This window comes from Shewanella aegiceratis, assembly GCF_019457495.1.
GTDB lineage: Bacteria > Pseudomonadota > Gammaproteobacteria > Enterobacterales > Shewanellaceae > Shewanella > Shewanella loihica.
The window spans coordinates 1,053,889-1,079,153 of sequence record NZ_CP080416.1; the positions used below are offsets into that span (position 1 = coordinate 1,053,889).

18 protein-coding genes are annotated in these 25,265 nt (G+C 56.5%); 6 read left to right on the forward strand and 12 right to left on the reverse strand.

The genetic code is table 11. The annotated features are described in order from the left end of the window. Positions 1-167 precede the first annotated feature (167 nt). Together amrA and amrB are read right to left on the reverse strand one after the other, a co-directional pair. Positions 168-743 (reverse strand): AmmeMemoRadiSam system protein A, encoded by a 576-nt coding sequence (amrA, locus tag K0H80_RS04695; protein ID WP_220073275.1) that lies wholly within the window; start codon positions 741-743, stop codon positions 168-170. Beyond that, complete coding sequence (gene amrB, locus K0H80_RS04700; RefSeq protein WP_220073276.1) at positions 721-1,521, reverse strand: AmmeMemoRadiSam system protein B; 801 nt, start codon at positions 1,519-1,521, stop codon at positions 721-723. Before amrB ends, amrA begins: the two co-directional genes overlap by 23 nt. Before the next feature lie 62 nt (positions 1,522-1,583). Here amrB and amrS point away from each other — a divergent pair, with 62 nt between their 5' ends. Further along, positions 1,584-2,672: an AmmeMemoRadiSam system radical SAM enzyme gene (amrS, locus tag K0H80_RS04705; RefSeq protein WP_220073277.1), complete on the forward strand. Its 1,089-nt coding sequence runs from the start codon at positions 1,584-1,586 to the stop codon at positions 2,670-2,672. Positions 2,673-2,757: 85 nt separating this feature from the next. Here the strand turns inward: amrS and K0H80_RS04710 are convergent, their stop codons facing one another. From K0H80_RS04710 to K0H80_RS04730, 5 genes are all read right to left on the reverse strand, one after another. Next, complete coding sequence (locus K0H80_RS04710; protein ID WP_258406177.1) at positions 2,758-3,381, reverse strand: class I SAM-dependent methyltransferase; 624 nt, start codon at positions 3,379-3,381, stop codon at positions 2,758-2,760. A 148-nt stretch (positions 3,382-3,529) separates the two neighbouring features. Next, positions 3,530-4,444: a tetratricopeptide repeat protein gene (locus tag K0H80_RS04715; RefSeq protein ID WP_220073279.1), complete on the reverse strand. Its 915-nt coding sequence runs from the start codon at positions 4,442-4,444 to the stop codon at positions 3,530-3,532. Positions 4,445-4,786: 342 nt separating this feature from the next. Next, the gene (locus K0H80_RS04720; RefSeq protein ID WP_258406178.1) at positions 4,787-8,359 is read right to left on the reverse strand and encodes a S8 family serine peptidase; all 3,573 of its coding nucleotides are present in this window, start codon (positions 8,357-8,359) and stop codon (positions 4,787-4,789) included. A 103-nt stretch (positions 8,360-8,462) separates the two neighbouring features. Next, the gene (locus K0H80_RS04725) at positions 8,463-12,218 is read right to left on the reverse strand and encodes a S8 family serine peptidase (protein WP_220073281.1); all 3,756 of its coding nucleotides are present in this window, start codon (positions 12,216-12,218) and stop codon (positions 8,463-8,465) included. Positions 12,219-12,398: 180 nt separating this feature from the next. Beyond that, positions 12,399-14,447, reverse strand: a complete 2,049-nt coding sequence (locus K0H80_RS04730; protein WP_220073282.1) for a winged helix-turn-helix domain-containing protein — start codon at positions 14,445-14,447, stop codon at positions 12,399-12,401. A gap of 299 nt (positions 14,448-14,746) precedes the next feature. Here K0H80_RS04730 and K0H80_RS04735 point away from each other — a divergent pair, with 299 nt between their 5' ends. Next, the gene (locus K0H80_RS04735; RefSeq protein WP_220073283.1) at positions 14,747-15,136 is read left to right on the forward strand and encodes a TonB-dependent receptor; all 390 of its coding nucleotides are present in this window, start codon (positions 14,747-14,749) and stop codon (positions 15,134-15,136) included. A gap of 160 nt (positions 15,137-15,296) precedes the next feature. On the opposite strand, the gene pepA is transcribed toward K0H80_RS04735, so the two are convergent. Continuing rightward, positions 15,297-16,805, reverse strand: a complete 1,509-nt coding sequence (gene pepA / locus K0H80_RS04740) for a leucyl aminopeptidase (RefSeq protein ID WP_011864744.1) — start codon at positions 16,803-16,805, stop codon at positions 15,297-15,299. 220 nt (positions 16,806-17,025) lie between these two features. Between pepA and lptF the strand changes: the two genes are divergently transcribed. Both lptF and lptG read left to right on the forward strand, forming a co-directional pair. Then, positions 17,026-18,138, forward strand: a complete 1,113-nt coding sequence (gene lptF, locus K0H80_RS04745; RefSeq protein WP_220044479.1) for an LPS export ABC transporter permease LptF — start codon at positions 17,026-17,028, stop codon at positions 18,136-18,138. After that, the gene (gene lptG / locus K0H80_RS04750; RefSeq protein WP_011864746.1) at positions 18,135-19,193 is read left to right on the forward strand and encodes an LPS export ABC transporter permease LptG; all 1,059 of its coding nucleotides are present in this window, start codon (positions 18,135-18,137) and stop codon (positions 19,191-19,193) included. The genes lptF and lptG overlap by 4 nt, the downstream gene beginning before the upstream one ends. Positions 19,194-19,264: 71 nt before the next feature. Here the strand turns inward: lptG and K0H80_RS04755 are convergent, their stop codons facing one another. The 3 genes from K0H80_RS04755 to K0H80_RS04765 all read right to left on the reverse strand — a co-directional run bounded on the left by K0H80_RS04755 (position 19,265) and on the right by K0H80_RS04765 (position 20,665). After that, complete coding sequence (locus K0H80_RS04755; protein WP_011864747.1) at positions 19,265-19,774, reverse strand: RDD family protein; 510 nt, start codon at positions 19,772-19,774, stop codon at positions 19,265-19,267. Between the two features lie 61 nt (positions 19,775-19,835). After that, positions 19,836-20,096, reverse strand: coding sequence for a DUF2960 domain-containing protein (locus K0H80_RS04760; RefSeq protein ID WP_220058877.1), 261 nt, complete (start codon positions 20,094-20,096; stop codon positions 19,836-19,838). Between the two features lie 56 nt (positions 20,097-20,152). Next, on the reverse strand, positions 20,153-20,665 hold the full coding sequence (locus K0H80_RS04765) for a GNAT family N-acetyltransferase (RefSeq protein WP_220073284.1): 513 nt from the start codon (positions 20,663-20,665) through the stop codon (positions 20,153-20,155). A 383-nt stretch (positions 20,666-21,048) separates the two neighbouring features. Here K0H80_RS04765 and K0H80_RS04770 point away from each other — a divergent pair, with 383 nt between their 5' ends. Together K0H80_RS04770 and K0H80_RS04775 are read left to right on the forward strand one after the other, a co-directional pair. After that, positions 21,049-21,684 (forward strand): YqiJ family protein, encoded by a 636-nt coding sequence (locus tag K0H80_RS04770; protein ID WP_011864750.1) that lies wholly within the window; start codon positions 21,049-21,051, stop codon positions 21,682-21,684. A 54-nt stretch (positions 21,685-21,738) separates the two neighbouring features. Continuing rightward, positions 21,739-23,526: a flotillin family protein gene (locus K0H80_RS04775; protein ID WP_220073285.1), complete on the forward strand. Its 1,788-nt coding sequence runs from the start codon at positions 21,739-21,741 to the stop codon at positions 23,524-23,526. A gap of 122 nt (positions 23,527-23,648) precedes the next feature. Here the strand turns inward: K0H80_RS04775 and K0H80_RS04780 are convergent, their stop codons facing one another. Then, on the reverse strand, positions 23,649-25,148 hold the full coding sequence (locus tag K0H80_RS04780) for a carboxypeptidase M32 (protein WP_220073286.1): 1,500 nt from the start codon (positions 25,146-25,148) through the stop codon (positions 23,649-23,651). Positions 25,149-25,265: the final 117 nt, after the last annotated feature.

Sequence of the window (25,265 nt, forward strand, 5' to 3'; positions counted from 1 at the left end):
CGATATGTGCCAAATGCCCTTGTTGCTGCATCTGCAATCGAACTTATTAAATTATCATCGCTCTGGTTGGTTGAATTTTGTACACACCAAAGAGGGATAGAAATTTATAAGTAATAAGGAAAGTCGAGAAAGTCTGAAAGGTGTGAAAACTAAACATTGGAGAGCATTCAATCCTTCACTACCTGAGTCGTAAACCTCTGCAGCGTGATGGTGTCACGCCAATAATCTTGGGGCCAGCCGCCTTTCTGTTTGAGGGCGGAAACGAAGTCCTTGGGAGCTGGCAGGCTCTGCCATACCGAGGGCAAAAACAGGGCGCGGCGGTGGCCGTCATCCATGAGTAGGCCGTCGATGTTGGGGCGCAGGCGTGAGCGCAAGGCCGCTTCCCCTTGGTTTTCCATAGGAGTAAGCGGCGAGAGGATAGAGATATCTAAGGTGAGTGACTCGCGCTCTTCACTTCGCAGCGGGGCGAAGCGGCGGTCCTTAAAGGCGGCGCCATAGGCGTTTTCACAGGCGCATAGCCACAGGGGCTCGCAGGCATCTACCCGGCCGATACAGCCCCTGAGTTCACCGCCCTGGTGCAGGGTGACGAAGCAGGCGGCCGGCGTGAGTAGGGCCTCACTCTCGGGAGCTTCTGGTAGCGTCAATCCTCCCTGTGTTAACCCGGCATCTATCACCTGCCATACCAGATCCAGCAGGCAGGCCTTGTCGCTGGCGGTCAGTTCAATAGAGCGCGAAGCTGGCATAGCCGACCACCTCCTCATCATCCCTCGGACGGCGGGCCTGGGCGCGCGCGGTCACGTCACCCGAGTTGGTGTGGGTAACACATTTTATTCTCCAATTCATTAGCTTGGCATAGGCCAGCAGGCCGTTGAGGGCATGACAGCCACAGGCCTGTTCCGGCGCCAGGTGTGGGTCGAGCGCCAGTATGTGGCTGCGGGTGTCTGTGTCTATCCGGTTGGCATCCAGATAGGGGTGATAGTGGCTGAGATCGCTGCTGACCACGATCAGGGTATCGCTATCGGCGACCGCCTGGATCAGCTGGCACACGGCCTCTGGGCTGGCGCCGCCCACCACCACGGGCAGCAGGATGAAGTCGTCTAGGCAGAATTGCAGTAGCGGCAGTTCCACCTCCAGGGCGTGTTCTCTCTGATGGGCCATGTCGGAGGCGATGGCGAGCCGGCGGTTGAGCAGCAGCTCTATGCCTACTCTGTCGATGGGGATCTCACCCAAGGGGGTGATGAAACTGTCGCTGCGGGGCAGGGCGCAGCCGTTGAGGCCCACATAGTGGCTGGGGCCCAGCAGGACGATGCGTCGATAGCCGTCTGGGCGGTTGCGCAGCAGGTTTACCGCCTTGGCGGCCACCTCGCCGGAATAGAGATAACCGGCGTGGGGCAGAATGAGGGCCTTGGGGATAATGTGAACGCTGGGAGCCTGGCCGAAATAGTGCATGAGTTGCTGGGTGAGTAGTCCTGGTTCGGCCGGATAGAATCGCCCGGCGACGGCGGCTTGTCGGTACTTCATCTCTCTCCCCTAGCAGGGCGTCAACTATACTTTCAGTGTAGGTCAACGACAGGCAAACTCCCATGTTAACTGCACCACCGGCATACTTTCCGACCCAATATTGGCATGCCCTGGACGACGGGCGGGTGTGCTGCGACGTCTGCCCGCGCAAGTGCACTTTGCGCGAGGGCAAACGCGGCGCCTGCTTCGTGCGCATGCACCATCAAGGCGAGATAGTGCTGACCAGCTATGGTCGCTCCTCGGGTTTCTGTATCGACCCTATCGAGAAGAAGCCGCTGAACCATTTCTACCCCGGCTCAAGCGTGCTGAGTTTCGGCACTGCCGGGTGCAACCTGAGCTGTCTCTTCTGTCAAAACTGGGACATGAGTAAGTCGCGCCAGATGGATACTCTGTGTGACAGCGCCATGCCAGACGAGCTGGCGGCCACCGCCCGTCGCCACGGCTGCAAGAGCATCGCCTTTACCTATAACGATCCTGTGGTGTTTATGGAGTACGCCATCGATGCCGCCCTGGCGGCCCATGAACTTGGGCTCAAGAGTGTGGCGGTGAGCGCGGGCTATATCTGTGAGGCGCCGAGGATTGAGTTTTATCGCTATATGGACGCGGCCAATATAGACCTCAAGGCCTTTAGCGAGTCGTTTTATCACAAGATCTGCCACGGCCAGCTGCAACCTGTGCTTGAGACCCTGCTTTATCTCAAGCATGAGACCCAGGTATGGTTTGAGATAACCACCTTGCTGATCCCCGGCGAGAACGACAGCGATGAGGAGCTCAATGCCATGTGTCAGTGGCTGGTGGAAAACCTGGGGCCTGATGTGCCGCTGCATTTCAGCGCCTTTCACCCCGACTTTAAGCTGCTGGACAGGCCATCTACGCCGCTGAGCACGCTACAAAGGGCGCGGCGCATCGCCCTCAACCACGGCCTACATTATGTCTATTGCGGTAACGTGCATGACCCAGATTCCGACGCCACCTACTGCGCCAGCTGCCACAAGCGTCTGATCGAGCGCGACTGGTATCAGCTGGGGCAATATGCGCTGGACGAACACGGCGCCTGCCGATACTGCGGCGCGCCGCTGCCGGGACGCTTCGCCAGAGTACGGGAAGACTTTGGCGCGCGGCGGATCGCGGTGCGCATCCATCGCGACTGAGGTGAATGGCAGAGATGATGCTTGCGACTTGCTTGTAGCTAGATGGGGCTTAGGGCTCAGCTGGGGCTAAGGGCATAGATGGCGCTTAAGGCTTTCGCGCCACGCCGCGAATCGTCGGCCTGGCCAGGGGCATCGCCTTGCGCATGCTCTCCCGGGTGATCGACTCTATTTCGAAGCCCGCACTTCGGATCTGCGCCTCCGTCTCCCGGTTAAGGTGGCAATTGCCGGCGATACGGCGCCAGATGAAGTTGAGTCTATCCTGCCAGCGGCGCCTGCGAGTGCCCTTTTCCGCCGCGACATGCTCGAGAAACAGCAGACGCCCGCCGGGCTTGAGTACCCGCCAGATCTCCGCAAGTGTCCCCGGCAGGTCCTGGACTGTGCAGCACACCAGGGAGACAAACACCCAGTCGAAGCTTGAATCCTCACTGTCGATGGACTCTGCCGGGCAGTCCAGCAGGGTGATATGGCTACCCGGGCGCTCGGCGACGGCCTTCTCCAAGAGGCGCATCATGTCCACATCTGGCTCGGTCAGCACCAGCTCCAGATCTGCGCGTTTCGGATAGAGGGATAGGCTGGCACCAGTACCGGCGCCAATTTCCAGCACCCGGCCGCTGACCTGGCTAAGTAAGTTCCGGCGCCAGTCGATGAGACAGGCCTGCTCGGGCCCGCGCATGAAGCTGTCGTAACAATAAGCGATGATACGTGACATATCGGCCTCCCGTTCACACGCCGCGCCCACAGGCTCACGGCGGCATATGATGAATGGCTTATTTAAGTATGGGCGTTAGCGGCGAAAAGGGACAGCCGCGCCGCTTAGCTTAGGGAGGAGAGTTGTGCAGCCCAGTAGCGTCTAATTGTTAGCTCTCGCTGGAGGAGATCAGTATGTCGAACCTGGGGTTGCTTCTCAGGTTACTGAAGTCGTCCTCGTTGGCGGCCACCTCCTTGAAGGAGACGCTGTTTTCTATAGCCTGCTCAAGATCCGACAGGGCGCGCTCCTCCTGGCCCAGACAGGCGAAGGCGCAGGCGCGCTGATAGAGGGCGTGCGCGTTGCTGCCGTCGACCTCGAGCACCCGGTTACATAGGCTCAGCGCCCAGTTAAACTCGCGCATCTCCATGGCGGCATCGGCCTTGTAGGTCATCGCCTCGAGGTCTCCCGGCCGTATGGTGAGGATCTCGTTATAGACGGCGATCTTCTGCTCTGGGGTCTGGGCACTTTGGGCGTGTAGCCAGAGGGTGTGGATCTCGTTGATGATCTCGATTTCGCGGTTGTTCTTGGTGATGATGCGGCTCTTACGCTTAAGGTCTTGCTCCAGTACCTTAAACTTCTCTTCGTATTGCTCTGTGATGGATTGCAGCTGCTCGGCCGCCAGCTTGGCGGTGTTGGTCTTGATCTCTCTAAGCGACTGCCAGCCGATGAAGGCGATCAAGGATGCGACACCCGCGATGATGTAGAAGAAGTAAGTCACCGTCACGTTGGCATAGTTCAGCGACTTGTCAGCCACCGCCAGCTCACGGTCGGTGATCTCCACCGTCAGGCGGCGCTCTAGGTCTTGCTGCTCCATCCTCAATGCCTTGAGCTCATCCAGTATGTAACGCTCCACCAGGGGACGGTCGAGGATAGGCGTCTGGGAGTGGGGCATGGCCTCTTGTTGGGTTAAGGGTGCTTGTTGTTTGGCCGCAGGTTCTTGTTGAGCAGCAGGCGCTTGAGCTGCGGCGAGATGAAAGACGGGGGCGAGGAGTAACAGCAGGCAAACGGTCAACGAACGTAACATAACAGAGTCCTTTGGCAGTAATCATATCTAATCCGGCACTTAGGCCGCGCTACCACACTAACAAGATATCGATGGCTATGCGAATCTGTAGCCGAATTAGTTGCCGAATTTGGTGGAGAATTAGTTGGTGAATTAGCTGGTGAATTTGCTGGTGAATTAGTCGCTGAGCGACTCGATGAGTTAGCCACCGAAGTTGCTGAGGACTGTCGATGTTGACCGCCGAGAGGAGGAGAGAGGAGAGAGGAGATTCGGTGTTAGGGAAAACTCGATGATCTAAAAAAACCGGCAAACGTCCCTGTTGCCGGTGGTTGGTTAAACGACTGTGTTAGTCACCACTCGCCATTAGCGCTGGCGGCGTCTAAGGCCTGAGAGACCAAGCAGTAGCAGGGCGAAGTAACCTAGGCTGCCGCCACCACTCGATTCACTCGGTGGCTCGACAGGTACTACCGGCGCCGCTGTCACAGTGACGGTAAATTGCGTCTCTGTGCTGAATTCCCCGTCGCTGGCCGAGATGACTATTGGGTATTCGCCGCTGGCGGTAAAGCTCATCTCAAGCTGAGTGCCATCTAAGGTTAGTCCTTCGACACCCGTCGCCGATAAACTGAGGGTATCGCCCTCGGCGTCGCTAAAGACCTGGCTGAGATCTAGGCTGACCACTGCGCTGCCCTGTTCGCTTAGCTGGGTCTGAAGGTCGGCAATCGGATTGGCCAGCACGGGCGCCGTGTTTTGCGGCACCTCAACCGGATCTAGGCCTTTTACCTTGATCAGGGTGGCGCCTATGTTGCGCTTAAGCTCGCTTGTGGTGCCCATCTCGAGCAGGCCATAGTAGGTCTCGCCGGCTTCAAGCGGCTGCAGACTCAGGCTGTCATCCAGATAGCCGTTGACCGACAGGCTCACGTCGAAGCGCTCATCCTGTGCCACCTGGCTTGGGGCCGTGATGTCGAAACTTGCCTGGTTGCTGTAGTTCACATGGGTGATCTCCAGGGTCACCTCGTCGGCTTCATCCTCGACCCTGCCCTCATAGTTGTGGGCAAATATCCAATAGTTGCCGGTTGGCGGATTTTCCAGGACGCAGCGCTCCTTAGAGTCTATCTCGCCGCTCAGACAGAGCAGTGAATAGTACACCTCATAGGCATCTGGCATGCCGTCACCGTTTTCATCTATGCCGACATAGAGATCCATGTCGGGTGAGGTGGTGTCGGTTATCTCTACCACCAGGCGTTTGGTGTAGGGCTTGACCACGGTGGGCACGCTGAAGATCACCTCAGGATTCGAGTGCGGGCTGCCACGCTCGGCATCGTTAGAGGAACCAATCGCGCTGCCGGTGAAGGACTGCGCCTTATACAGGCCGAAGCCCTTGACCTGGAGTGCGTTACTGCCCGAGGTGAAGATATCTTCGATCACCAGCTGGTTATCGAGATTGTTCATCTCGGCAGAGACTTCCTCGGCCACCTGGCCCGCCTTGAAGCCTATGGTGGCCTGCAGGTGGGTGTCGCTCATGCTGGTGTCGGCATTGTTAAGCTTGATGTAGCCGTGCACCCACTCATCCACCAGGTTGATGTTGGCGGTCGCCTTGATGGTGAGCACTTGAGATTCCCCCGCGTTGAGGGAAAAGCTCGATGGGGTCACCTCCAGGGTGAAGCCTGGGTTGAGATATTCATACTCGGCGCTCCAGTTGCTGGCCTGGGTCGCGGTGACGGTGCGGGTCCAGCTGCAGTTGGAGATACACTGGTTTTGCACCATGGAGCTGGTGTTGAGCGCACTGGGATCGCCGCCCATCTCAGGATTAGCCGCCAGGTATCCAGCCTTGTCGATATCCAGCAGCAGGCCTGCCTTCAGCGCCTGGTTGATACGCAGGCTGCCCGCGCCCTGGTCGAAGAAGTCGGAGCGTTCTAAGGTGCCATCATAGTCATCGTCCTTGTAGGTGGTCTGATGGGCGGTGCTCATGAAGGCCGATTGCGCCTGAGCCGGTGTCCAGTCTGGATGCGTGGCCTTGAGCAGGGCATAGGCGCCGGTCACATGGGGCGTGGCCATAGAGGTGCCGGACAAGCTGGCGAATGGAATATGACCTATCTGCCCCTCGAACAGCCTGTCTTCGGCGTTGGCGGCGTAGATATCGACCCCGGGTGCGGCGATATCCGGTGAGAAGATGTTGGGATAGGGCAGGTTAGGCCCGCGAGAGGTGAAGACCCCGGCGATATCCCCCAGGCTGGCGTTTCTGGTGGTTTCCGTGGCTGCAATTGTCGCCTGATGACCTTCACCGCTGGCCAGCCACTGGGTCAGACGCTCGCCATCGGCGGCATTAAGCTGAATGGCAGGCAGAACATGGTTGTCATTGTGCAGCGAATCTACGCCATCAGGCATGTTTATCAAGATCATGCCGCCGGCGCCGCCTTCTTTTACATTGATCCCCTTGCGCACCCGCGCGTTGGTTCCGCGTTCACAGACGACGATCTCGCCATCGAAGCTGCCGGCCTCGAAAGGGTCGGTGCACTGGGCGTTGTCAGAATCGACGCTGGCCGCCAGAACCACCTTGCCGCTCACACCTTTGGTCACGCCAAAGCCCATCATGTCGCCTGGCGGCGTCTCGCCGCCGCTCATGTTGGTGAGGGATTTCTGTTTGAACTCGAGATCGTGGGTATAGGCGGCGACCGTCGTCACCCAGGGGGCGTTGCCCGGCGAACCTATGGTGCTGGCGCTTGGGCCCGCGTTACCTGCGGCCACGGCCACATGAATTCCCGCCTCGCGGGCGTTGAGGAAGGCTTCGGCGTCGATGGAGGACCAAGGGTCTTTGGCCGAGCCGCCCACAGAGTAGTTGAGCACCTGTACCCCGTTTTCTATGGCATGTTCAATCGCCTTGAGGGTAAATTCTGGATAACAGGAGCCGGCATCGTCACACACCTGGTAGGACACTAGGTTGGCATGGGGGGCCACGCCGCTGATGGCGTCAAATTCGAAGGCGCTCTTCTCAGCGATGATAGTGCCATCTTCCTCCTGCACCTGCAGATAGAAGTTGACGTCGTGCAGTATATTGCCCGACGCAGTAGAGGCCACATGGGAGCCGTGTCCGTTGAAGTCATAGCCCACCTTGACCTTGTTGGCGAGATCCTCATAGGCGGGATCGTCCAGGCTGTCGGCCGTGTCTTGACGATATTGGATAAGCTCGGGATAGCTGATGATGCCTATGAGTTTGCCGTTACAAAACTGGCTATACTGCTGGCAATCCCCTAGGTACTGGCCGTCGCCTAGGGGGTTCTTGTGCTGGTAGCCATCGGCGCCCACCTCGGCAAAGGAGGGGTGATTGGCGTTGATCCCTGTGTCCATCACGCCGACGATAACCCCTTCCCCTTTTGTTGCCTCGACGGTTTCATCGCCCTGCCAGACCTGCTTGGCGCCGATGAACTCGGGCCCGGTGGAGGTTTGAATAAAGTGCAGGCCTATGGGCTCTACGCTCAAAACCTCAGGGTCTTTGGCTATGATGTCGGCCTCACCCGGCTTAAGCTTTACCGCCATGGCGTTGACGATCAGCTGGTATTCCTGGGTCGGGGTCAGAATACGTTTGAGTTTGCCGTTTAGTCTCTGCTTGACCTTGGCTTGCTGCTGTTTCAGGTAGCCTCTGTATTGCAGGCTGGCCTTAGACTGGCTGTTCAGCAGACCAGATGCCTGCTTGTTTGACTGGTTGACTTGAATATTGGTGGCGGCAAAGCCCGCCAGCGAGCCATCATAGCTGGCGACCGGGGCCTCTTTGAAGCGGACGAAGTACATGCCGTTGCTGCGTTGTTTATCGGCGCGTTCGAGTTTGAGTTTTTCTTGGCCGGGAATAATGGTTTGCAGTGGCTTGGTATCATCGCTAAAGCTTGCGGCGCCAGGGTTGGCATAGCAAGCGCCGGCGATGGCAACCGAGAGTGCATTCATTAACAAATTTCTACGACTTGATTTCATTTGAATACCTTAATAGTGGCGAGAAGCGGGATAGCCAACATTGGCTATCCCAATCGTGTGAAGACTCAGGAGCTGCCTAGCGGCGGCGACGAACCATGGCCGTCAGTCCCAGCAGTAACGATAGCCAGCCCAGGGCGCCACCATCGTCGCTTTCCGGTGCCTGGCTCGCCTCAATCTGCAGCGTGTGGCTAACCTCATGCGCACCGTCGGAGGCGATGATGGTCAGAGGATGACTGCCTTCGCTGTCGACCTGGCCGGTTATCTGGGTGCCAGAGATGCTCAGGGCGGCGAAGCTGCTGCCTTCGACCTGGTAGCTCAGGCCATTGCCTTCCATGTCGGTGAACAGGCCGCTCACATCCAGATTGAAGCTGGCTGATGAGCCAGACTTGAAGCTCAGTGGTGCGACTTTCAGTGACGCTGCAACCGCTTCATTCAGCTCGGGTGCCATGTCATTGATGTCCTGTACCATGACAGTCAGGGTCTCGGTTTCGCCTATGCTGTTCCCGCGCTGAGAGGTGACCTTGACTTCGAACTCGCGGTTGTTCTCGAAATCCAAGGCCTCAGGATTGGCCACATAGAGCTCGAAGGTCTCCTGATTGATGGCAAACGGTGTACCGACAAGGGTATTGGTAATATGTAGTTCGAAGGCCGTATATGAACTCGAGCCCGAGGTAAAGAAGCCCTGGGTATCGAGGGCTATCTCGCCGACGACTGTGCCAACCTCAGCATTTTCCTCTACGCTAAACACCTGTCCGGCTTTGGCTTTTGCAATTGCCGAACCGTCATCGTCCACCAGGGCGTTGTAGCCTATCTGCATGAAGTCGTCGTTAAGGCTCACCACCATGAAGCCCTTAGGCTCGGGCAGCCTGCCAAAACCACCTAGCTCAGAGGTACCCACAGAGGCGATATAGACTTCCTCACCAGGCTGAGCCGTATAGGTCTGCTCGAAGGCCAGATCGCTGACCACCTGGTCGTCCGCCTTACCGGCGAAACCTATCTTGAGCGAGCGATCGAATACGGTTTCAGAGCACACCTCTTCGCCACTGAACCAGTCAAGGTAGCAAGATTCTTCCGTGGTGTAGCTGCCGCCCTTGATGGGGTTGAACTGAGTGATAGGCTCATATTGCGCCTTGCCTGTATGACGGTCGGTTTCGATATGGAAGCCAAAGTTTTGGTCGAAATCTTCGACGCTATCCAGCTCGTGGTGGAACATATCTTCCAGACAGACCTGCGACACGATATTTCTCCCGTTGTTGGCAAAGAAGGTCGGCAGTGTCGATTCCTTATAGCGGCCCGTTGGGTTTGTATAGTCGTAAGGCAGATTGAGATCGATCACATAGGTAGTGGGTTGTCCCTTGTCGTTGAGGGCGACAAAGGGTTGGTTCACCTTCTGTGCGTCATCATAAATGTAGGCGCCTTCGAAGCTCTTGTCCCAGCCGTTCTCCTTGACCGAGGCTTCATAGAAGAGGTCATAGGTAAACAGGCGCGGTCCACGCTCGAAGAAGTTGGGCAGAGCCACATCCGCTGGTTGAAACAGGCTGACGGCAATATTGAGTTTCTTACCGGTCACGCTGCACTGGGCGTCATCATAGATAGCGCCACCGACCGCCTTTATCATGTGCCCCTTCAGCCCCTGTAGCTTCTCGGGCAGGGTCGGGTTTTGCAGAAGCAATGGGTAGGCCTGGTAGGTGGTTGGCGTGTTCGACTCGTTAACGAACGACGCCACATAGCCCTGATAGTTCAGTGAGCCAGATTCGGTATCTGGATAGAGTTCGCGTCCCCAATTCAGGTGCTCCCATTCTGTCTGTCCCAGATCTGGGTTGTAGCCCAGGTAGTTGGGGTACTCGATGGCGTTGGGTTTCTTGGTGATGCTGGTGTTGCTGCGCGCCTTCACCATCCAGCCCAGGTTGATCTCGGGCTGATCATCGGCGCTCAGACTGATGTAGCCGTTAAGCTCGGTGGCCTTGAGGTTGGCATCCACATGGTCGCCTGTACCCATCAGTGGCCACTGGGGCAGCTTGTCGCCCGCTATGGTCAGGGTGAGCGGAAGGATCACGCTCGAGTGCGCCGGAATGTTCACGCTCTCGGGCAGGCTCAGGATTAGCGCCTGGTAGCCGGCCTTGTCCCCGGTCATCTTGTAGGAGAGTTGATAGGTTTGCGCCGTATCTGAGAGGTTTCTCAGGGTGATGCGCTTATGCAGCGTCTTGCTTTGGGCGACCTCATGCATGCCGAACTGCACATAGGGCTGGTTGCTGCTGGTTTCCCAGGCAACGATAGGCGAGGCGATGGCGTTGGTGAGGTTTTCGACACCATGGCCCATGGCATAAAGCTCTGCTGGGGTCACACCGTCACTCTCCAGGATTGAAGAGATGTCGGCGGTATTGGCCAGCAGGGCCTTGATCTCGGCGGGGCCGAAGTCTGGGTGCTGGCTCTTGATCACGGCTGCCGCCGCCGCGATGCGCGCAGCACCTGTGAAGGCGCCGCTGCGACTTCCCAGCTTGGCGGCGGTTTCATCTGGGTTAGAGATCTTGGCGACTGGCTGCTCATCGGTAAAGGTAACTATCTCAGGCTTAAGGGCCTGGGAGCCGCGCACCGGGCCCATAGGTGCCCAGTCGGGAATGACCTTGCTCACGCCATCTTCGCCATGGTTGACGGCGCCGACGGCAATGGCCGAGGTGGCGCTACCTTCGCTGGAAATCCAGTTGCGGTGTTTGGCTTCTGCATCGCCAAATAGCGAGTAGAGGCCAAGGTTTCCTGCGTGGGTCACCACTGTCATGCCTTGAGCCGAGACGCGCTCGATCAGCATCTGCAGCAGGCTAGGGGAGGCGTTGCCGTCGATGTCGAAGAAGGCGCCCGCGCCCGCCGCGTCGATCAAGACGATATCCAGATGATCACTGGTGTCACCGTCCTGGTTAGGATCCATGGCGTGTTCAAAGGCCGAGACAATGGAGTTAAGGCTGGGGCCAGAGGCCGATACCCTGCCGTTCTTCTCCATCACGTTATACACCTTGTAGGCGTGTAGCTTGGCGCCCGGCGCGAGCTGATGCACTATGCTGGCGATCTCAGTGCCCGTGCCTGTGGGGTAGACCCAGCCATTATAGGCTTCATATTCTAGGTTTTGATCTATCGGGTTGGCATCGTTGCCATAGTTTTCGCTGACAAAGTCCCAGCCCCCGGCCACCACCTCAGTGGGAAAACCAGCGTACTCGATGGCCCCATTTTCAAGGGCTTCAAGGTAGCTGCCAGCCGGTGGCGGCGTCTCGGGGTCATTGTCTTCACCATAGACGCCTGAACCGCCGAAGATAGGCAGGGTATAGTCGATACCGGTAGAGATGATGGCGATGCTGACGCCTGTGCCTGCGGTCTCTTTATCTGTGTAGGGGCTCATCAGCTCGATATCTTGTTCGCTGAGGGGGCTGGCGTCTTGGCTGGCGGTGCGTGTGCGAGCCTGGACTATCGAGGCCTGCTCGCTAAAGAGCTGCTCGCAGTGGAAGGTTTGGGCGATGGCATCCAGCGCACGGATCTTGGCCAGTGCATCTTGCTGCACCTCGACGGTGACCGTATTGGCCAATAGATGGCTGCTGCCCACCAGGCGTGCCTGTGGGTCTATGGCCTGGATCTGCTTAAGCAGCTGCGCCTGTTGGCCGAGTACTTCCTTGGCGCTAAGTTGGCCAGCGGCTTTTTCTGTCTGTGCCAGTGAGAAAGTGTAGGTCGCCCTGGTCTGCGCCTGATCCACGCCAAAGGCTGAGATCGATTCTGTCTTGGCCTGTAGGGCGCTGGAGAGAATGGCGGTCGAGACGCACAATGCTAGGGTGCATTTGGTAAATTTCATGTCCTTTCCTTCTTGTTATTGTGTGCTGTCGAGTCAATGGATTTTGACTGTCACAATTTAATAACGTGAAGGTAATAAGCGCACAACGAAGGGCGTCTCGATTATTCGCCGTTTTTTGCTCTATGAGGGCATTTTTTATCTCTTTAAAATATCTAATCCAATTAGATCAATTAGTTAAATCTATTCTGTCACCAGCTTGTAACCGAAGACATCGGCCTCGTTGGCCAGTTTTAGGGTGACCAGAAAGGAGTGGCCATCCGCCGGCGAGAGGCCGAAAAACTTGCGCACCGCATCTGGGGCAAAACTTTGCACTAACTCAGGCTTGTGGTCATTGTCGGCAAGTGAGATACGCATGATGGCGTCGCGCTCGGCATCGCGACTCAAGAAGTAGAGATAGCCCTGCTCATAGTAGAAGGCGCCATAGTCATACTTGGCTAACTTGTCGGTGATCAGCGTCATCTTGTCTGTAGTGCGATCCAGGTGCCAGATGCCGTTCTGATCGAACTTGGACAGATAGAGATGGTTGGCGTCCTTCCCCTCGATGGCGTAGACACCTTGCTGCTGGGTGATCTTTTCAAGCTCGCCAGATTTGACATTCAGCTTATAGATGCCGTTTTTTTCCTTAGCGAAGCCTTTGAAGTAGAGGGCTTCACCATCCGCCGACCAGCTCAAGTTATCGGCCTCGATCCCCTGGATATCGATGGCGCGAAAGCTCTCAGATTCTATATTGCCTATGTAGAGGGTGCGGCCCGTGTCGGAGATGATATTGACCGCAAAGTCGCTGCTCACGGGGGAGATGGCCGGCACGCCGACATTACCGAGAGAGTGGGTGATGTTCTTGCTGCTCACCTTATTGTTGCGCCAAATCGACCAGAGGGCGGAGCGGTTGGAGAGAAACAGGATATCGCCAGTGGCCTTGGCATACTTGCCATACATGTCGCGGGAGGAGGAGGAGATGCGCCTGAGCTGCTTGCCATCACCGTAGGCCTGCTGAGTGATGTACTCCTTGGAGATATGTTCGGTTACATAGAGCATGGCTTGTGTGTCGGAGAGGCTAATGCTGCTGGGTAAGCCAGATTGCGCCAGCGGTGCCAGCTGGCTGCCGTCCTGACGAATACGGGAGATGATGGCCGCTGCGCCGTCGAGATTGTTGACGTAAAACAGCTGCTCGCGGGCCGAGTAGTCGAAATCGACTATGCTGGGACTGTTTTGGATAAGCTCTCGTTCACTGCCGTCCCCCGTCTGTAGGATCAGGCTGAGCAAGTTGGAGGCCGCCCGCTCGCGAATAAAGGCCAGCTGAGTATCCTGGTCCAGCCATTTGGGGGCGTAGTCTATCTCGTTCTTGTCGGGAAAACTCACCTGCTGATGCTCGGCCGTATCGAAGTTGTAGGCCATCAGGGCCACGCGGTCCTGCATCTTCTTGGCGTAGAGCAGGCGCTTGTCGTCGACTCCGGACCAGGAGACGATGCGCTTATAGGGGATATAGAAACAGTCGGAGGCGATGAGTTGGTCTGTGTTATCCAAAAGGTTTCTCACCCTGACCTGACAGCCTCCGGCCGGGTCGAGACGCACATAGGCCAGCTTCTCATCGGATCGTGACCAGGCGGGGGAGGCCTCTTCGTTGTTCTCGAAGGAGATCAGGGTCAGCGGCGCATCGACCTGACTCAGCTCCTTGATATAGATCTTGCCGCTCAGGGAGTTGTCGCGCCACTGCATGGCCAGTCGCTGGCCGTCGTGGGACACGGCAATATGCTCCTCGACCCCGCCATAGTTGGTCACCTTTAGCTTGGTTGGGGTTGTAACAGGCCGTAGCTGGCTGATCTGCACGGGTTGCTCGTCGGAAATGCCGCTCAAACCTAGCCAAAGGAGCAGAGCTGTTATGAGTGAAATCGCGATAAAGGCTGCATGGCGAAAATAGCGGGTATAGGAGCGAGAGGGGCTAAGCGCCGCTTGGCTGTCGACGGGCTGCACCGCCAGGGTGAGTTGATAGCCGAGTTTAGGCAGGGTATTAAACACCTCCTCCTCGACCCCCAGATCCTTAAAGGTCTTTCTCAGTACCCAGATGCCGTTGGTGAAGCCCTTCTTGCCGACCCCTTCGTTGCCCAGCCAGATGGTGTCGATCGCCTGCTGGCGCGAGACGACATTGTCTGGACTGTCGATGAAGAGCATCAGGAGTTCGAAGACTTTGGAGGAGAGTTTTATGCTGCTGTCTGCGTGTTTTAATGACATTAACTTGCAGTCTAATTCGCATCCGCCTATCTGGTAGCTGAGCTTGGTCATTAAATGAGGGTCCGTACATTATTGTTATTCTTATGTGAACATCATAGGGGGAGAGTCGAGCCTGGCTCAAGAGTCCTTGAATAGTTATTATTACAGCATCTTATAACATACTGTTTCTTAAATGGTTTAAAAGGTTACAATTTGCTACAAAGCGCTAAAGCGGCCGCCAGCCGTCATCTCAGAGCCAGGCTGACCTACACTGAGTAGATAGGTTAGGTGGGCATTTGAGCCCCAACGGAGTGACAGAGATGGATAGACGATATCTTTTAACGGCCTTTAGCTACGCCCTGCTCGGGCTAGCCTTGGGCCTCTACATGGCGGCCTCCCATGACCATGGTCAGCTGGTGACCCACGCCCACATCATGATGATAGGCTTTCTGATCTCCTTCAGTTATGCCCTCTGTTATCGCCTCTGGCTAGCGGCTTCTACGGGGGCGCATTCGGGGAAACTGGTCACGGCGCAGTTCTGGTTACATCAGCTGGGCACCATAGGGGTCGCCATTGGCCTGTTCCTGCTCTACGGCGAGTTTGTGGCGCTGGACGTGGTTGATCCTATCCTGGCGATCGCCTCCTTTAGCGTGTTCGGCGGTGTCCTGCTGATGATGGTGCAGCTGCTTAAGGCCAGCCAGGTGGGCTAAGCAGGCGCGCTAAGTAGGTGGGCTAAGCTGGCGTGCTAAGCAGGGGCTAGGGTTCTAAATAAACCCATTAAGGAGGAGTAAATCCCATAAAAAAAGGTGAAGCAATTGCTTCACCTTTTTTGTGTTAAACACAGTCTTATGCCGTGTTTAGAAGAGTGGATTACTCGCCCTGTTCAACGCCTGCACGGTTGATCAGGAACTGAGTCAGTAGCGGTACGGGACGACCCGTTGAGCCCTTGTTGGCGCCACTGTTCCATGCGGTACCGGCCACATCAAGATGCGCCCAGTTATACTTCTTGGCGAAGCGTGACAGGAAGCAGGCTGCTGTGATGGCACCGGCAGGACGACCACCCAGGTTAGTCATGTCGGCAAACGGGCTTTCCAGATGCTCCTGGTACTCGTCCCACAGCGGCATGCGCCATGCGCGGTCGCCACTCTGCTCGCCGGCGTTCAGTAGCTCGTGGGCCAGCGGGTTGTGTGAAGAGAAGAGACCCGAGGCGTGTTTACCCAGTGCGATCACACAGGCACCGGTAAGGGTTGCCGTGTCAACGACCAGCTCAGGGTCGAAACGCTCTACATAGGTGAGCACGTCACACAGTACCAGACGGCCTTCGGCGTCGGTGTTGAGCACTTCGACTGTCTGGCCCGACATAGTGGTCAGGATATCCCCTGGACGGTAGGCGTTGCTCGACGGCATGTTTTCACAGCCTGCCAGGATGCCCACTACATTGATCGGCAGCTTCAGCTCACACAGGGCCAGCATGGTGCCGATCACGCCTGCGGCGCCGCCCATGTCATATTTCATCTCATCCATGGCTTCGCCAGGCTTGAGAGAGATACCGCCCGAGTCGAAGGTAAGACCCTTACCCACGAGCACGATTGGCTTCTCAGTGCTGTCTACCGCGCCCTTGTATTCCATGACGGTCATGACAGACTCGTTATGGCTGCCGCGGCCGACGGCCAGGTATGAGTTCATGCCAAGCTTAGCCATCTGCTCTTCACCTACCGTGGTGACGGTGAGGTTTTCATGGTTCTCGGCAATCTGGCGAGCCTGAGAGGCCAGGTAAGCCGGGTTACAGATGTTTGGTGGCATGTTGGCCACGTCGCGACATAGCTGGGTACCGGTCGATACGGCCATGCCGTGCTCGATGGCGCGCTCACCCACAGTGAGTTCGCGGCGGGTCGGTACATTGAAGACCAGCTTGCGCAGCGGACGACGGGTCTCGCCCTTACGGGTCTTGAGTGCGTCGAAGCTGTACAGACTATTTTGAGTCGATTCAACGGCTTCGCGTACTTTCCAATAGGTGTCACGGCCCTTAACGTGCAGTTCGGTCAGGAAGCAAACGGCCTCCATTGAACCTGTGTCGTTTAAGGTGTTGATGGTTTTAGTGATGATCTGCTTGTACTGGCGTTCGTCTAGTTCTCGTTCTTTGCCACAACCTACAAGAAGGACGCGTTCACTCAACACGTTGGGCACATGATGCAAAAGTAGCATCTGACCCGGCTTACCCTCTAAGTCGCCGCGGCGAAGTAAGTTGCTAATGTAGCCTTCACTGATTTTATCCAGTTGCTCAGCAATACCAGAGAGGCGTCTAGGTTCATAGACACCAACGACAATACAGGCCGAACGTTGTTTTTCCGGGCTGCCGCTCTTAACGCTAAACTCCATGAGCTCTCCTAGATTCTTAAAGACAAATATTATTATTTATTAGATAATGTCTGCTTGTGTCCAAAACGGACCTAAAATTGGTACACCAATGTTAATTTTTCAGGTGTTTTTCTGCCATTTTTAGTTAAAGGCTGGTCACAAAACTACCAAAAGTAGACAGTCTACATGAAAAGTGGGCTGATACCAGCATAAATATAAGTTTAGGGACTGGATCCTGCCTGTGATTGTATTTAGATACTTGATTCGTGAAGTTTTAAAAGCGCAGATGGCAGTGCTTTTAGTGCTGTTAGCTATTTTTATTAGCCAACATTTTGTTCGTGTACTCGCTGATGCATCCGATGGCGAGTTTCCCGCCTCTCTGGTGATGACCCTTCTAGGCCTTAATCTTCCCTATCTTGCCGTGCTTGTGGTGCCTCTGAGTCTGTTTTTGGGGATCCTGGTGGCCCATGGCCGTATGTACGCCGAAAGCGAGATGGTGGTCTTCCACAGCGTCGGCGTGAGTGAATGGTATGTCACCCGGGTAACCCTGCTACTCGCCGTCGCCAACATGCTGTTTACCGGCTTTTTAGCCATCTATGTCACTCCCTGGGCCGAAGAGACCCAAAACCGTGTGCTGGAAAATGCCCAGTCGGAGGCAGGCTTGGCGGCATTGACCCAGGGGCGTTTCCAGACCAGTCCTAACGGCCGCGCGGTACTCTTCGTCGAGCGCATCGGCCGTGACAATCAACTGGACAAGGTGTTCGTGGCCCAGCTGCCAGACCCGGAAGACGGTGCCAGCCAGTCCAATATCGTTGTGGCCCAAGGGGGCAGCGTGATAGAGGATGAAAGCGGCGAGCAGCGCCTCAAGCTCAACGATGGTATCCAGTACCAGAGCAAGCAGAACCAGCTCGATTATCAGGTGGTGCAGTTTGCCGGCTACGAGATGCAGATCAAGGAGCAGGAGGTGGATCAGCGCCGCCGTAAACTGTCGGCCTTGCCAATCGATCAGCTGCTGGACACAGAGGGACCCGAGGCCGTGGCCGAATTCCACTGGCGTCTGGCCATTCCGCTGGCGATCCCTTTCATGACGCTGATCGCCGTGCCCATGGCGCGGGTGAATGTGCGCCAGGGTAAGTTTGCCAAGATGTTCCCGGCCATCTTGCTCTATCTGGGTTATTTCGGCTTGATGATCGCCGGACGTAAGGCGCTCGAAGATGAGGTGATCCCAGCCTATCTCGGCATGTGGTGGATCCATGCCTCGGCGCTGTTTTTAGGGATGTTGCTGCTGAGTAAGGAGCGCCCCGCGGGGGCTAAGCTTTCTGGCTTGCTTAAGCGTAAGAAGGTGGCGGCATGAGAATTCTAGATTTATATATTGCCCGTGTCCTGCTGAGCACCTCGGCCCTGTGTCTGCTGGTGTTAACTGGCCTGTCAGGCATCATCAAGTGGGTGGATCAGATTCGTCTGGTGGGACGCGGTACCTACACCATGGTGGATGCCGGCATCTATGTGCTGTTTCTGATCCCGCGGGATATCGAGATGTTTTTCCCCATGGCGGTGCTCCTCGGGGCGCTGATCGGCATGGGCATGCTGGCGTCGAACTCAGAGCTGGTGGTGATGCAGTCGGCGGGCTTGTCTCGCTTTCAGATCACCCTGTCGGCGATGAAGACGGCGGTGCCGCTGATGCTCTTGGTGATGGCCCTGGGGGAATGGGGCGCGCCGGTGGCCGAACGTCACGGCAAGGAGCTGCAAGCGGTCAAACTCTCCGGCGGTAGCCTGTTTAAGTCGAGCCGGGGGATCTGGGCCAAAGATGGTGACCTGTTCGTCAACATAGGCGAGATAGAGGATATCAACAGCCTGCATAATATCGTGCTCTATGAGTTCGACGATAAACTGAATCTGGTGGGCACCATAGAGGCCCGCCGTGGCGTTTACTCTAAGGACCATTGGCGCCTGCTCGATGTGCGTCAGACCAAGATCACCCCAGAGCAGGTGAGCCTGACGGATCTCACTCTGTATCGCTGGGAGTCGACCCTGACCCCGGATAAGCTGAGTGTAGTGTCGGTAAAACCCGAGGCCCTGTCGATTCAGGGGCTGGTGGATTATCTCGAGTACCTGAGGGTCAATAACCAGGATTCGGGCCGCTATGAGCTGGCGCTATGGCGTAAGATCATGCAGCCGATCACTGTGGCCGTGATGATGCTGGTGGCCCTGTCATTCGTGTTTGGTCCGCTGCGTACTGTGACCATGGGGGCGCGGGTGCTGCTGGGTGTGGTAGCCGGTTTCAGCTTCTATATCTGTAACGAGATCTTTGGCCCCATGACCCTGGTGTATGGCCTACCGGCCGTGCTGGGCGCCGTGATGCCGCCGCTCATCTTCAGTAGCGCCGCCATCTACTATATTCGCCGCTAGGCTATTTCTATTAAAGATGAGCTCATTAAAAAAAGGACCCCTAGGGTCCTTTTTTCTTGTCTGGGTTTAGCTTACACGCCGTGCCAGTTACGCATCTGGTTGGCTTCTTTGGAGAGCACCACCACTTCCGAGCGGGTCATCATATCCTGCAGCGCCAGCTTGTCGCCGTTGATTAAGATCCACAGGTTACCTATGCCAAGCAGCGACCAGACGAGACGTGCGGTGGCGGTGATCATGCTCAGGCTCTGGCCGTTAGGGTGTTGGATCTTCAAACGCCAGGCGCGCATGCCTAGGGTCTGGCCGCCATAGCTCCAAAACAGCACATAGAAGAGACCGACGCAGAAGGCGATCCACAGCTGATAAACACCCTTGTATAGCGGTGTGCCGTTTAGCAGGTCTGAGACATGCTCAAAGCCATTCATGGCCAGCAGGCCACTGCTGGTGAGGGCGGTAAAGATACCGAAGCCTATGGCTCCGGCCACCATGTAGACGGCGACCGCCAGCAGCAGGTCGTACACTATCGCGCCCAGGCGGCGAAAGAAGCCGGCTCTGGGAAAATTGGCATGTTCAATATTAGACATTCAGGGCCTACATCATCTGGTAAAAGGCGAAAATGGGTGGCTTATTCTAGCGAAGTTGGCCTTAGCTTTCATCCTGAGCGTTTTCATCTCGAATAAAATGGATGTCGCTAAAGCCGAAGCGGGCGAACTCCTTCTGGCGATAGTCTTTCACCGCCTGGGAGCCCTTAGAGGTCATGGCGACCTGAGCCTCCATGGCGAGGTAGCGGGTCAGATCGATTCCCTCGGCTGCGGCCACGGCTTCGTAGATGTCATGAAACTTGTCGTAGACGAAGTTGATCTCTTTGTATTGATTCTTAAAGGTATAACCGACTCTGCGGGCCATAGCATTCTCTTAAAGTAGCATTTTCTTAAATAGGTATTCTTTTAAAATAGTTTCTTTCAGTCCTGATAGGCATAGCCTGGGTTATCTGCGTCGATGGCATACACCATGTAGCAGGCATCTTCCGGGTAGCTGCCTAAGGATTTGTCGATTATACGCGATTTAAAGCCTAGACGTTGCCAATATGTGTGGGCGCCGCCCACGGCCACTAGCGAGATGCTATCCAGCGCCTTGTTTCTGGCCTGTTCGATGAGACGATTAAACACGGCCGCGCCGGCCCCCTGGCCCCGAGCCTTGGCGGAAAAGGCGATATCGTGCAGGTAGAGGGTCTCCTGCTTGGGCGCTGCGTCGAGCACCTGCTCCAGACTCGGCGGCAGGTCGCGCTCCCAGGGGTGCGCCAGGCAATAGCCTATGACGGCATCGTCTTGCGTGACCACAAAACAGGTCTGTGGGGAGAGCCTGGCCTTACTCTGCAGGGCGGCGAGGGACTCTGGCTCGATATCGGGATAGCACTCATCCTGAATGGTTAATATGGCTGGCCAATCCTGGGCCTGTATCTCTTGTATCTGCATTACTAATGTTTCTATTATCGAGGGGCTGGAGCCCTTAAGGGGGCTATGGGGCAAAGGTTAGATGTTCGCACAGCTTTTAGGCCTTATCAATGGCGCAGGTAAGGGGGTTAAGATTAGTAAAAACAAATGTGAATATTGGCTATTTACTCAATTATTCAGTCTGTTATTCTCTAACCTCGGTGGCTCGCCTGCCTTGGCAAGTCGAATCTTGTCTGAGCCGCCCATCTAGGAATACTAGCAATATCCGTTTAGGACTATCAGTTAAGAACTAATCGTTTAGGACTAGCTGTTTAAAAACCGGCGTATAGCAATATACGTGCGCGATATTAAGCGGGCCTTAAATCCTCACTAGGGGTTTTGGCATTATCTCATGGAGAGAGACAGTGGATTTTTTACTGCTTACCGATAACTTACCCTACAGCCTGGCGCTGGCCTTGGTGATCCTCTTGGGCCTGGTCGAAGGCTTCTCTATGGTCTTTGGCCTGAGTCTGTTTGGCCTGCTGGACGATCTGACGCCCATGGAGATGGACGCCGACGTCGATACTGGCGTGTCTGGCGTCACAGGCGTAGCTGGTTGGCTCTGCCTGGATCGCCTGCCACTGCTTATCTGGCTGGTGCTGGCGCTGACCAGCTTCGCCATCGCCGGCTTTGCGATCAACTATCTGGCAATCTCGTTTCACGGTGCTTTGCCGGCGCCCCTAAGTATTCCGCTGGCCATAGTGCTCGGCGCATTTTCCTGCCGTATCCTCGGCGCCCGTCTCGCCAATCTGCTGCCCAAGAACGAAACCTCGGCTGTCTCGGTTGACGAGCTCAGCGGTCTTGTAGGCGTGGTGACCTTAGGTTGTGCCCGCAAGGGATTTCCCAGCGAGGCGGTGGTGAAAGATGCCTATCAGCAGAAGCATTATGTGTTGGTGGAACCCGAGCTGGCGGGCGAGGCCTTCTCCCAGGGCACCTCTGTGGTGCTGCTCAATCGCAATGGCCAGGTCTGGTCAGTGGTGCAATTTAACGATGAAATTTAGGCAGCCTTGCTGCCGTAAAACCTGCTTATAACAAGCTTAGATTAAGGATGAAACATGAACGAAGTTGAAGGAATAGGCGTGTCATTGGGTGGCAGCTTTGTGTTTATTGCCGCTGGCGCTGTGTTAATCGGTATCTTGGTGATCGGCATGATCTTCGCCAAGTTGTATCGACGGGCCTCGAAAGAGACCGCCTTTGTGAGGACAGGTTTTGGCGGCGAGAAGATCATCAAAGATGGCGGCGCCATAGTGCTGCCTGTGCTGCATGAGACCATAGCGGTCAACATGAACACCCTGCGTATCGAGGTGGAGAAGATGCAGAAAGATGCGCTGATCACTAAAGATCGCATGCGGGTGGATGTGCGCGCCGACTTCTATCTGCGCGTGGCGCCGAGTGTGGAGGGGATCTCCATGGCGGCGCAGACCTTAGGTACCCGCACGACCCGTGTCGAAGAGGTGAAGAAGCTGATGGAGTCTAAGTTTGTCGACGTGCTACGCGCGGTGGCGGCCGAGATGACCATGACAGAGATGCATGAGCAGCGCGCCGACTTCGTGCAGCGGGTGCAGAACAACGTCGCCAACGATCTGGAGAAGAACGGTCTGGAGCTGGAATCTGTCTCTCTGACAGGTTTCGACCAGACAGACCTGCAATTCTTCAATGAAAATAACGCCTTCGATGCCGAGGGTCGCGCACGTCTTGCTAAGATCATCGAAGAGAAGCGCAAAGAAACCAACGACATCGAACAGGAAAACCGTATCAAGATAGAGCAGCGTAACCTGGAAGCCGAGAAGGAGTCGTTGGAGATCGAGAAGGCCGAAGAGGAAGCGCGTCTGGTACAGCAACAGGCACTGGAGTTTAAGCGCGCCGAGCAGAAGGCGGAGATCCTCAAGAAGCAGGAGCAGAAGAGCCGCGAAGAGCGTGAGGCGGAGATCGCCAAGGAGCGCGCGGTAGAGACGGCGCAAATTGAGAAGACCAAAGATATCGAGACCCGAGAGATCGAGAAGCGTAAGGCGATCGAGCAGTCACGCATTCAGCAGCAGCGCGATATCGAGGTGGCCGAGCAGGACAAGCAGATCGCGGTGGCGCAGAAGTCTGAAGAGGAATCAGCCGCGCGCGCCAAGGCGGCCGAGGCAGAGAAGCTCAAGGTAGAAAAAGAGGAAGCGGTTATTACCGTGCGTCAGGTGGCCGAGGCTAACCGTCGCAAAGAGATCGAGGTGATCGATGCCCGCAAGGAAGCCGAGCGTGATGCGGTGGGCGTAACGGTCGAGGCGGAAGCCGAGAAACGCGCTGCCGAAGATAAGGCAAGCGCGATCCTTACCGAGGCGAAGGCAGCAGCCGATGCCAAGAAGCTCAAGGCCGAGGCAGACGAGAAGGTGTACGCGGTCGAGGCGGCCGGTAAGCAGGCGCTGCACGAGGCGGAAAACGTGCTCAGCAGCGAGCAGATCGAACTGCAAAAAGCGCTGGCCATGCTCAAAGCCTTGCCGGAAGTGGTGGCTCAGGCGGTCAAGCCGCTGGAGAACATCGAAGGGATCAAGATCCTTCAGGGCTACGGCACCTCGGGGGCGACTCAGGGCCATGGCGAGGCTGTACTTAGCCAGGGTGGTATCGCCGAGCAGGTGACCTCTGCGGCGCTGAATTACCGCGCCAACGCGCCTATCGTCGATGCCATGCTCAGAGAGCTGGGCATGGTGGATGGCAAGCATGGCGGACTCAACGACCTGCTTAAAGGCCACAACATGATCACCCAGGAGATGCTGGGCGCCGGCGAGATTAGCGACGAGAGTCAAGGGGCGCACTCTCCCTTGAACGGTAAGACGCCGCGCGAGGGCGATGCCGCTAACTAGGCGACATGGCGATGACGAGTCAGCCTGCAAGATAAAGCTGTCAGTAACAAAGGAAAAAGGCTAGCGCATTGCGCTAGCCTTTTTGTTTGCCTTATTGCGAGTTTAACCTAACTTAACCGAACTTAACTTAAGTAGCGCTGCTCCAGATGACGCTTGAAGTGAACCGGGTTAAGCACCTCGCCGGTCACTTGCGTCACCAGCTCATCTGTGGTCAGAAGCGATCCTTGAGACCAGATGTTTTGGTTGAGCCAATCCATAACCTGGGTGATATTGCCCTGTTCAATCAGGCTGTCGATATCGCCCAGCGCCTTGATCATGCTTGCCTTAAACTGGGCGGCATACATGGCGCCCAGGCTGTAACTCGGGAAGTACCCCAGCTCGCCTACAGGCCAGTGGATATCCTGCATGCAGCCGTTGCGATCGTCCCCGCGGGTGGATAGCCCCAAAAGGCTCTGCATCTGATTGTCCCAGAACTCGGGAAGGTCGGCGACCTGCAGACTCTTGTCGATTAGGCCTTTCTCCACCTCATATCTCAGCATGATGTGGCAAGGGTAAGTCACCTCGTCGGCATCGACCCGGATAAGGCCAGGTGTCACACGCTGCACCAGGTGTGTCAGGGACTCCTGAGTGAGTTGGCTGCCCAGATGATGATTGATCTTCTCGGCAAGCAGGGCAATCATCGCCGGGCTTCTGGCGAGCTGCATCTCGAAGAACAGGCTCTGACTCTCGTGAAGCGCCATGGAGCGCGCCAGCCCCACAGGTTGGCCGCGCCAGTCGATGGGCAGGCCCTGCTCGTAGCGGGCATGGCCTACCTCGTGGATGGTGCTATAGAGGGAGGTGATAAAATCGGCTTCATCATAGCGGGTGGTGATGCGGACATCGCCAGGTACGCCGCCTGAGAAGGGATGGCTGCTGGTGTCCAGGCGGCCCTGATTGAAATCGAAGCCAAGGAGGCGCATCACATCCAGGTTGAGCGCCTGCTGAGACGCCGCGCTGCTGTGGGGGATGACCACCTTCTGCCAGCTCTGCTGCTTGGCTTGTACCTGCTGGATCATCTCTGGCAGCCAGGTCCTCAGCTCGCCAAATACCTTATCCAGCGCCGCCGTTTGACAACCTGGTTCAAACTTATTGAGCAGGGCGTCATAGGGGGAAAGGTCCTGCACCTCGCCGAGGATCTGCGCCTCTTCGCGCACCAGGGCGATCACCTTCTCAAGGTTCGGCTTAAAGCCCTGCCAGTCGTTGTCTTTGCGTTGCTGACGCCAGGCATGTTCGCAGGCATAGGTGAGCGCTGTCTTCTGCTGCACCAGCTCGCCGGGCAGGGCGGTGGCCTGCAGCGTGTGATAACGCATCTCTCTCAGGTTGGCCTTCTGCGATGCGGTTAAGGCCTCTTCGTCCGCCGCCGACAAGTTGTCGACCAGAGAGGGGGCCGTCTTGAGCGTGTGAATATGCAGGGCCAGCTCGGCCATGGCCTCGCCTCTTCCTTGGCTGCCGCCACTTGGCATCATGGTGGCCTGATCCCAATCCCCCAGGGCTTGCAGATGCTGGAAGTGATGGATCTGTTTAAAGGCGGCGCACAGGGCGTCGTAGTGCGGCGTCGCCGAATCTTGCTTGTTTGCTGTCATATTGGCTGTCGACCTTAAGTTAACCTGGCAGACATGCTAACACGAGAATGGCCGAAAACGAGTGTTGATATGCGAGTGTCGATAAGCAGGGCCGTCCTGGTTAAGACGGCCTGTAAC

Bases quoted from the DNA above. Each gene is read 5' to 3' on its own strand.
- amrB (WP_220073276.1), bottom strand. From the start codon at position 1,521: ATGAAGTACCGACAAGCCGCCGTCGCCGGGCGATTCTATCCGGCCGAA.
- K0H80_RS04710 (WP_258406177.1), bottom strand. From the start codon at position 3,381: ATGTCACGTATCATCGCTTATTGTTACGACAGCTTCATGCGCGGGCCC.
- K0H80_RS04765 (WP_220073284.1), bottom strand. From the start codon at position 20,665: ATGCAGATACAAGAGATACAGGCCCAGGATTGGCCAGCCATATTAACC.
- K0H80_RS04725 (WP_220073281.1), bottom strand. From the start codon at position 12,218: ATGAAATTTACCAAATGCACCCTAGCATTGTGCGTCTCGACCGCCATT.
- K0H80_RS04780 (WP_220073286.1), bottom strand. From the start codon at position 25,148: ATGACAGCAAACAAGCAAGATTCGGCGACGCCGCACTACGACGCCCTG.
- amrA (WP_220073275.1), bottom strand. From the start codon at position 743: ATGCCAGCTTCGCGCTCTATTGAACTGACCGCCAGCGACAAGGCCTGC.
- K0H80_RS04755 (WP_011864747.1), bottom strand. From the start codon at position 19,774: ATGTCTAATATTGAACATGCCAATTTTCCCAGAGCCGGCTTCTTTCGC.
- K0H80_RS04720 (WP_258406178.1), bottom strand. From the start codon at position 8,359: ATGAATGCACTCTCGGTTGCCATCGCCGGCGCTTGCTATGCCAACCCT.
- K0H80_RS04730 (WP_220073282.1), bottom strand. From the start codon at position 14,447: ATGTCATTAAAACACGCAGACAGCAGCATAAAACTCTCCTCCAAAGTC.
- amrS (WP_220073277.1), top strand. From the start codon at position 1,584: ATGTTAACTGCACCACCGGCATACTTTCCGACCCAATATTGGCATGCC.
- K0H80_RS04715 (WP_220073279.1), bottom strand. From the start codon at position 4,444: ATGTTACGTTCGTTGACCGTTTGCCTGCTGTTACTCCTCGCCCCCGTC.
- pepA (WP_011864744.1), bottom strand. From the start codon at position 16,805: ATGGAGTTTAGCGTTAAGAGCGGCAGCCCGGAAAAACAACGTTCGGCC.
- K0H80_RS04735 (WP_220073283.1), top strand. From the start codon at position 14,747: ATGGATAGACGATATCTTTTAACGGCCTTTAGCTACGCCCTGCTCGGG.
- K0H80_RS04775 (WP_220073285.1), top strand. From the start codon at position 21,739: ATGAACGAAGTTGAAGGAATAGGCGTGTCATTGGGTGGCAGCTTTGTG.
- K0H80_RS04760 (WP_220058877.1), bottom strand. From the start codon at position 20,096: ATGGCCCGCAGAGTCGGTTATACCTTTAAGAATCAATACAAAGAGATC.
- lptG (WP_011864746.1), top strand. From the start codon at position 18,135: ATGAGAATTCTAGATTTATATATTGCCCGTGTCCTGCTGAGCACCTCG.